6 protein-coding genes and 1 other RNA gene are annotated in these 4,903 nt (G+C 36.2%); 3 read left to right on the forward strand and 4 right to left on the reverse strand.

Annotation, left to right across the window (positions count from 1 at the left end; translation table 11 throughout):
• Positions 1–265 precede the first annotated feature (265 nt).
• Entirely contained in the window at positions 266–922 is a 657-nt protein-coding gene (locus tag B371_RS0101490; RefSeq protein ID WP_019412555.1) for a CPBP family intramembrane glutamic endopeptidase, read from the forward strand.
• Between the two features lie 735 nt (positions 923–1,657).
• Here B371_RS0101490 and ssrS read toward each other — a convergent pair.
• A non-coding RNA gene (ssrS, locus tag B371_RS22630) (6S RNA) lies at positions 1,658–1,852 on the reverse strand.
• Between the two features lie 292 nt (positions 1,853–2,144).
• Here ssrS and cspC point away from each other — a divergent pair.
• The gene (gene cspC, locus B371_RS0101495) at positions 2,145–2,345 is read left to right on the forward strand and encodes a cold shock protein CspC (RefSeq protein ID WP_016429181.1); all 201 of its coding nucleotides are present in this window, start codon (positions 2,145–2,147) and stop codon (positions 2,343–2,345) included.
• Between the two features lie 115 nt (positions 2,346–2,460).
• Here cspC and B371_RS0101500 read toward each other — a convergent pair whose 3' ends face one another.
• The 3 genes from B371_RS0101500 to B371_RS0101510 all read right to left on the reverse strand — a co-directional run bounded on the left by B371_RS0101500 (position 2,461) and on the right by B371_RS0101510 (position 4,438).
• On the reverse strand, positions 2,461–2,808 hold the full coding sequence (locus B371_RS0101500; RefSeq protein WP_019412556.1) for a YlbF family regulator: 348 nt from the start codon (positions 2,806–2,808) through the stop codon (positions 2,461–2,463).
• Between the two features lie 15 nt (positions 2,809–2,823).
• A complete protein-coding gene (locus tag B371_RS0101505) occupies positions 2,824–3,972 on the reverse strand; it encodes a DUF445 domain-containing protein (RefSeq protein WP_019412557.1) in 1,149 nt (382 codons plus the stop codon).
• A 76-nt stretch (positions 3,973–4,048) separates the two neighbouring features.
• Positions 4,049–4,438 (reverse strand): ferritin-like domain-containing protein, encoded by a 390-nt coding sequence (locus B371_RS0101510; RefSeq protein ID WP_019412558.1) that lies wholly within the window; start codon positions 4,436–4,438, stop codon positions 4,049–4,051.
• A 71-nt stretch (positions 4,439–4,509) separates the two neighbouring features.
• Between B371_RS0101510 and B371_RS0101515 the strand changes: the two genes are divergently transcribed.
• Positions 4,510–4,716 carry a YheE family protein gene (locus B371_RS0101515; protein ID WP_019412559.1) on the forward strand — a complete coding sequence of 69 codons (207 nt, stop codon included), beginning with the start codon at positions 4,510–4,512 and terminating at the stop codon, positions 4,714–4,716.
• The last annotated feature ends 187 nt before the right edge of the window (positions 4,717–4,903 follow it).

Genomic DNA, 4,903 nt, shown 5'->3' on the forward strand with positions numbered 1-4,903 from the left:
CTCGTCGCAAAGATACTGGCTTGTGGCCAGCATCTTTCCTGCGGGACTTTCAGCTCGTGCTGTTCCCACTGGAGTCGCCGCCCTGCGCTACAATCAAACGATACCTGTCTAAAATAAACGGATAACAATTAAGTGTTCGTGTTTATTATCGAATTGAGGAGTTATGTAATTTTTCCAATTAAATAAATTTAAATATGAATATTCACTTATGAAGGTTCTAATACTTATGATATAACCTTTAAAAAACAAAGTAGCTGGGGGCACTATGAAAAATATAATTTATTTATTTGGTCCGACTATTTTGATTTTTATTGGACTTAGTTATTTAGAGTCCATTCCGATTACTTTTCTTTTGTTTTATGGTTGGTTATTTTTTGTTCCATTTATCTCCTACTCGAAACGATTAACTTTAAAAGAAATGTTTCTTGATTCGATAAAAAAAGGATTTGGGTTAAAACCTATCCTAATTGGTTTAATTAGCGGTATTATTAGTGGAGTTTCCATATACATCTCAGTTGACTTATTACAAGGTCATATATTTGACATCAATCCATTATCGGACAGACTTAATCAATGGGGATTTAACGGAGCAAAAGTGTGGGGATTTATACTAGTACTCGCTTTTATTAATCCAATTTTAGAGGAATGGTATTGGCGTGAATTTATGTTCAAGAAGTATCTTGCTACAGGCGTAGCAAAGAGTATTTTTATAACGTCTACTTTTTACTCGCTATATCATTTGTTAATATTACTCCCATTGTTTGGGACTCCCTTTAGTTTACTAGCAATACTTCCAGTTTTCTTCGCAGGCTTACTTTGGGGTTATTTGAGATACATCTTTTCTTCAATCATTGCACCAGTAATTAGTCATGCATTAGCTGATTTAGGTATTATTTTAGTTTATTTACATTTTTTTATGTAGGTATTGGATACTGACATACAGTTTAAGATAATAAAAACCGGGCAAAGTGCGCCCGGTCCTTAAAGAAAGCACACAGTATCCACTTTGGTTTATGGTATGATTTCCGTTGCAGGCGGACGCTTTCCGCGGGCGGTCCATGAGCCTCCTCGGGCCAACAGGATGTTGGTCACGAAGGCGTTGACTCGCGTAGTGGCGTTCTTAGCCTTCGTTCCATTGTACGGTTCCTGCGGGGTCTCATCTGGCCTCGCTTTTCCCACTGGAGTCGCCGCCCTTCACTACAATCATTCACCTGTTTAAAATAACCGTGATCAACTATAGTTTAAAAAATAAATATAAAAATCGTCCGATCTTTTAAAACGAAAGTACTCAAACCTAAATTAATTGAATTTCAAAACCAAGAATAGATCACTGATCAAAATTTACCTTCGACTGAGAGGAAACTTGCGTTTCTATAGAAGAAAATCACGACTAACATTAATCGGGTTTACGAGAGTCACATCAAAGAAATACCGTTTTAGAATGTTAGTCTCCGGAAAGCGCCTTCTAGTTTGACTCCTGTGCTGGAAGGATGAAAAGGTGAACGTTTCGCCCTTCTGTCCTAATAAGGGGTCCGCAGGTTGACGTGTGGAGCTAGACATAGCTACTCCAAGTTAAAAGGGGTGACTATAAAAAATTTGCTTTCTTAAGTCATAAAAAAGACCAGCTCCCCTAAGGAAACTAGTCTTTAGATATAGATAGGAAGCCGCCTTTGCCGTAATCAAGTTAGAAAGTTTTAGACCACCACTTCACAAAGTGGGTGTTCGCAGAAACTATCCTGTATGTCCTCATTGATTTAAAATGAACAAGGCCTGTCATTCCAGTTTCTATAAAAACTCCCTATTACAGATTAAAGGTTAAAACTTAATATCGTTACGAACAATGCAGCTTATATTGTTATTTTACATGGATTGACTCAAATATTCAATGGTAAAATTTAACCTCATTTCACATTTAGTATTTCATCATCTTTCGAAAGATCGAAATACTACATAAGCATAGTTTTTATAATTAAATTTATTAAAGTTAAACAAATCAGTTGCTTATCACTAATCTTAGTGCTATAGTAAAGAAGAATTATTTTTGTCAGTGTAAAAGATATATGTTAGAAACTTATCGTCTTAATGATCACTTTGGGCAGGGATAGTATTACATTGTGTGAATTTCACACTAGGAGGAAACAAATATGGAACAAGGTACAGTAAAATGGTTTAATGCAGAAAAAGGTTTTGGTTTTATCGAGCGTGAAAATGGGGACGATGTATTCGTACATTTCTCAGCAATCCAAAGTGAAGGCTTCAAATCTTTAGACGAAGGTCAAAAAGTTACTTTCGACGTTGAGCAAGGCGCTCGTGGAGCTCAAGCTTCAAACGTTCAAAAAGCATAATATAACCTTTCAACAGACTCTACTATGTAGAGTCTGTTTTTCATTTGTCTAGGAACCATAAAAGATAACCTCTACTCGTCTTTTGAGTAGAGGTTATCTTTACTTATTTCAGCAGTTAAAACGCTTCATATAATGATTTAATTGGTTTCATTAATACTCGATTTACTTCTTCAACTATCCCACTAAGGTTCGATTCTGCGACAAATAAACTTTCGATTTTAGCATTTGATTGCGCAAGTTGAGCAGTCTTTTGAGCATGCTCTAGTTCTTCACCAGAAATTTCTTCACCTTGTTGTTGTTTTTCTTGTAAAGTCAATTGCAAGTCACGAAAGCTTTTAAATAAAGCTAATGATTCTTCGTCATCTTTCATTTCTATCACAGCTTTTTCTAAAGCAATAAATTCTGCAGTTTTTCTAAATGAGCTATCCAAGCGATTAATATCATCATAAATGTTAACTGTCATGTCTTCGTCTCACTCCTATAGTATATTTGTTACGTACACAATTCCACCTTGAATTAGTCCAATTAGGCCACCAAGCACCGCACCCAGTACTGTTATCATTTTAAATTCTTTCCTTGAAATACCCAAAACTAAATCTTCAAGACGTTCCACAGGGAAAGAATCTACTTGGGCTTGAACCATTTCTTCTAGCTTTAATCGTTCAATCATTTCTTCAAGCTTTACTTCGCCTTGCAAGAAGACAAACTCAGTCATTTTAGGTGATAAGTTATTAGTAGCCCAATCAGCACCTCCAGGCCAGTATTCTTGTAACGTAGAATCCAGTCGTTTTTCAATCGCTAACTCCTGTTTCACATATGATTTTACTATACTTAACACTGGTTGAACATCAAAATTTACAACTATTTGGTTTAATTGTAAATCTTTTAATTTTTCCCATTCTCCCTGAATGACTTTTGTAAGAAGTTCAGAAGTTCCAGGTGAGTTCAAGAATTTTAGTATTTCTGGTTTAACTCTATTGACAATGGTCGTCGACTCTCCCATGAACATTTGAACCATGTTACCGAATGTCCCTTTAGAGGCAAGAAAGTCATCGATCAGTTTTTTTAAGGTTTGGTGTCCTTCTTCGGAGGCAAAGTACGTTTCCCCTTTTTCAATCATGTAAGTAACAAGTTCAGGAATACGTTCGTCTGCTGTTTGCTGCCATTGTTGTGGTGCCAATTCTCGTAATGTTTTTGAAGAGAACTTCAACTCTAGCAATGCGATCTGCTCATCAAGAATTGAATCGATTTTCCCTTCCACGAGATAAGGTACTTGTCCAATGCCTACTTTTGATAACCATTGCTGTATCGTCATCTTTGATTCAAACACATGTTTCGAGAGTTGTGCTTGAATCCACAACTCAGCTTTTTGTTTCATATCATTTGAGAAAAAACGTCGTTTAAACGTTTCAGGTGTTAATAAATGTTCAACGACCGTTCGACCAAGTTGTTTAGCTAACTCATCTCGTCGTTTTGGTATCAGTCCAGGCGTGAATGGTACACGCCAGTTTCCGATATATTTTACTTCATGTGGACGAAAAAGCATTTTAATCGCAAGATGGTTTGTAAATCCCCCGATTATTGCGCCAACAAGTGCCATAAAAAACAGTATTAATATAAAGTTCATTTGGTTCACCTTTTTCTATCAAGCGTCATTTCATTATAACAGAAACAACTAGCTAGACAAAAATGTAAACTTTTTATTATAGTGCATTATACATTGTTGAAAATCGGATTGCATGCTCAATTTCATCCTGCATAGCAATGAATAAAGGATTATATGCTTGAGGGATGGGAATCGTAAGAAGCATTTCTTTGTAAAATTCAGTTGCTTCGAGTTCTTCCATTAATGAATCTTTTGCTGCTTGTTTTAGGTCAATGGGTGGTTCAGGTTTTGAGGGATTTTGTACAAATTGACCTGTGAGCATATAATAGAGTTGTTGAAACATTTCATAATGACTTTTTTCATCTTCCATTGCATGCAGGATAAATGATTGCCAATAAGGATCGTCCGTTAGCCTGAGCATGTACTTATAGAAGTAATACGCTCGATATTCTTCTTCAATGGCTTTTTTTAGGTGTTCATTAAACAATTAGTCACTCCTTTTCCGTCTTTTATCTAGCGTATGCAGAAGTATCTTCACCTATGAAAGGAGCAAAATTCATGCTACAACATTTTAGTTTTAAGTCCATGTACGAAAACAATCAATTACCCGGTTGGACATTTTCTTTTTTTTATAAGCAAACTCGCTACAGTGGAGATTACTTACAAGATGGATCCATTAATTGGACTAGTAGTTCTACCCCACCTGACGAAGAAACTGTAAAGAAAATGATTCACGAATTAATGCTTTTTCATGTCTACGATTAACAACAATTGTACTATTTTAATTATGTTAATTTCAGGGTAAATTATATTTACGTAAGAAAAACCGGGCAAAGTACGCCCAGTCCTTTAAGAAAGTACACAGTAACAACTTTGGTTTCTGTATGATTTCCGTTACAGGCGGACGCTTTCCGCGGGCGAGCGCCAAGCCTCCTCAGGCCAACAGGGTGTT

The sequence above is a fragment of the Paenisporosarcina sp. TG20 genome (assembly GCF_000286315.1).
Taxonomy (GTDB): domain Bacteria; phylum Bacillota; class Bacilli; order Bacillales_A; family Planococcaceae; genus Paenisporosarcina.

Bases quoted from the DNA above. Each gene is read 5' to 3' on its own strand.
- B371_RS0101490 (WP_019412555.1), top strand. From the start codon at position 266: ATGAAAAATATAATTTATTTATTTGGTCCGACTATTTTGATTTTTATT.
- cspC (WP_016429181.1), top strand. From the start codon at position 2,145: ATGGAACAAGGTACAGTAAAATGGTTTAATGCAGAAAAAGGTTTTGGT.
- B371_RS0101500 (WP_019412556.1), bottom strand. From the start codon at position 2,808: ATGACAGTTAACATTTATGATGATATTAATCGCTTGGATAGCTCATTT.
- B371_RS0101505 (WP_019412557.1), bottom strand. From the start codon at position 3,972: ATGAACTTTATATTAATACTGTTTTTTATGGCACTTGTTGGCGCAATA.
- B371_RS0101515 (WP_019412559.1), top strand. From the start codon at position 4,510: ATGCTACAACATTTTAGTTTTAAGTCCATGTACGAAAACAATCAATTA.